The sequence below is a fragment of the Streptomyces sp. WM4235 genome (assembly GCF_001279725.1).
GTDB lineage: Bacteria > Actinomycetota > Actinomycetes > Streptomycetales > Streptomycetaceae > Streptomyces.
The window spans coordinates 1-2,854 of record NZ_LGDE01000134.1; the positions used below are offsets into that span (position 1 = coordinate 1).

The 2,854-nt window shown below is 73.7% G+C and carries 2 protein-coding genes; both read left to right on the plus strand.

All coding sequences use genetic code 11. The annotated features are described in order from the left end of the window. On the plus strand, positions 1 to 838 hold an 838-nt coding region (locus ADK55_RS12860), incomplete at its 5' end, for a phosphopantetheine-binding protein (RefSeq protein ID WP_234350024.1). A 99-nt stretch (positions 839 to 937) separates the two neighbouring features. Then, the coding region (locus ADK55_RS12865) for a type I polyketide synthase (protein ID WP_159041376.1) at positions 938 to 2,854 on the plus strand (1,917 nt) is incomplete at its 3' end.

Below are 2,854 nucleotides of genomic sequence, written 5' to 3' on the forward strand. Positions count from 1 at the left end.
CCAGTACCGCCAGGCCAACGGCCTCCCGGCCACCTCACTGGCCTGGGGCCTGTGGGCCCAGGCCAGCACCCTCAGCGGCTCACTGGAAGAGGCCGACCTGCGTCGCCTCGCCCGGCTCGGCCTGTTGCCGTTGTCCTCGGCGGACGCCATGGACCTCTTCGACGCGGCCCCCGGCACCGGCGAGGCGGTCCTGGCCGTCACCCGGCTCGCGGTGGAGGCCCTGCGCAAGCAGGGCGACCGCCTGCTGCCGCTGCTCCGGGACCTGGCTCCGGCCGGTCCGCGCCGCGCGGTCGCGGGTTCCGGGTCCGGGGCGGGTACGGACGGTCCCTCGCTGGCGGAGCGCCTGGGCGCCCTGCCGGAGGAGGAGCGGCTCGCGACGCTGACGGATCTCGTGCGCGGCCAGGTCGCCGGGGTGCTCGGGCACGCCGACCACAGCGGCATCGACGCCGACCGCGCCTTCCAGGAGCTGGGCTTCGACTCGCTGACCGCGGTGGAACTGCGCAACCAGCTCAACACGGCGACGGGTCTGCGCCTGCCCAGCACCCTCGTCTTCGACTACCCGAACCCGGCGGCCCTGGCCGCGTACCTGCGCCGGCAGATCACCGTCGAGGAGGTGTCGGCGGCCACTCCGGTGCTGTCGGACCTCGACCGGTTGAAGTCCGCCATCCATGCCGCGTCCTCGGACCGGGAGGCCTTCGACCAGATCACCGGCCGGCTGCGGGAGCTGTTGGACATCGCCGACTCGGCGGGCGGCGGCAAGGCGGACGAGGCCGAGAACCAGGACTTGGACGGGGCGAGCGACGAGGAACTCTTCGCGCTCCTCGACGACATGGACTGAGCGGCACGGAGCGGCAGACGACCGGTCGGCACGCGTCGGAACACCGTGCGGGCCCGAAATTCATCACCCAGCCACATCACGTCGGGGAGCTGAGATCACGTGGCGAACGAGCAAGAACTCCGGGAGTACCTCAAGCGGGCCATCGCCGATGCCCGGGACGCGAAGAAGCGTCTGCGCGAGGTCGAGGACAAGGCGCAGGAGCCCATCGCGATCGTCGGGATGGCGTGCCGGTACCCCGGCGGGGTCGCCACCCCCGATGACCTCTGGAAGCTGGTCACCGACGGGGTCGACGCGGTGGGCGGGTTCCCCGTCAACCGCGGCTGGGACCTGGAGGGGTTGTACGACACCGACCCCGACGCGGCGGGCACCTCGTACACCGCCGAGGGCGGGTTCCTGCACGAGGCCGACCGGTTCGACCCCGAGTTCTTCGGGATGTCCCCGCGCGAGGCGCTCGCCGTGGACCCCCAGCAGCGGCTGCTGCTGGAGACCACCTGGGAGGCCTTCGAGCGGGCCGGGATCGATCCGGCCTCGCTGCGGGGCAGCCGTACGGGCGTGTTCACGGGCCTGATGTACAACGACTACGGCTCGCGGGCCGGGCTGCCCGCCGAGGGCAACGAGGGGTACCTGTTCAGCGGCAGCGCGGGCAGCATCGCCTCGGGCCGGCTGGCTTACACCTTCGGGCTGGAGGGGCCGACGGTCACCGTCGACACGGCCTGCTCCTCCTCGCTGGTGGCCATGCACATGGCCGCGAACGCGCTGCGCTCCGGCGAGTGCGACCTCGCGCTCGCCGGCGGCGCGGCCGTCATGTCGACGCCCACCGCGTTCATCGAGTTCTCCCGGCTGCGCGGTCTGTCCGCCGACGGCCGCTGCAAGTCCTTCTCGGAGCACGCGGACGGCACCGGCTGGGCCGAGGGCGTGGGCCTGCTGCTCGTGGAGCGGCTCTCCGACGCGCGGCGCAACGGGCACACCGTGCTCGCGGTGATCCGCGGCACGGCCGTCAACCAGGACGGCGCGTCGAACGGTCTGACCGCGCCGAACGGCCCCTCCCAGGAGCGGGTCATCCTCCAGGCGCTGGCCAACGCCGGTCTGACCACGGCCGATGTGGACGTGGTCGAGGCGCACGGCACCGGCACCTCGCTCGGCGACCCGATCGAGGCACAGGCGCTGCTGGCCACCTACGGCCAGGACCGGCCGGAGGACCGCCCGCTGTACCTCGGCTCGTTGAAGTCGAACATCGGGCACAGCCAGGCCGCGGCCGGCGTCGGCGGCATCATCAAGATGGTCCAGGCGATCCGGCACGGGGTGCTGCCCAAGACCCTGCACGCGCAGGAGCCCTCGACCCGGATCGACTGGGAGGCGGGCGCGGTCGCGCTCCTCCACGAGGCCCGGGAGTGGCCCGAGACCGGTGCTCCGCGCCGGGCGGGCGTGTCCTCCTTCGGCTTCGGCGGAACGAACGCGCACGTGGTCGTCGAGCAGGCCCCGCCCGCCCCGGAGGCGGCGGACACGGAACCGCAGCCGGCCCCGCCGGTGGTGCCGGTGGTGCCGTGGGTGCTGTCCGGCAAGTCGGCTCGGGCCGTGGCCGGGCAGGCGGAGCGGCTGCTGGCGTACGTGGAAGCGCACGGGGACCTCGATCCGGCCGAGCTGGGCCGGGCGCTGGTCGGCGGGCGGGCGGCGTTCGACCACCGGGCGGTGGTCGCGGGCGTCGACCGTGAGGAGCTGGTGCGGGGCCTGCGGGCCCTGACCGAGGACGGCTCGGCCCCGGGGCTGGTGCGGGGTGCGAAGTCCGCCGGGAAGTCGGCGTTCCTGTTCACGGGTCAGGGCGCGCAGCGCGCCGGGATGGGCGAGGAGCTGTACGCCGCCTTCCCCGCCTACGCCGCCGCCTTCGACGCGGCCACCACCGAACTCGACCGACACCTCGACCGGCCGATCCGTGAGGTCATCGCCACCGGCGAAGGCCTCGACGACACCGGCCACACCCAACCCGCCCTCTTCGCCCTCGAAGTCGCCCTCTACCGA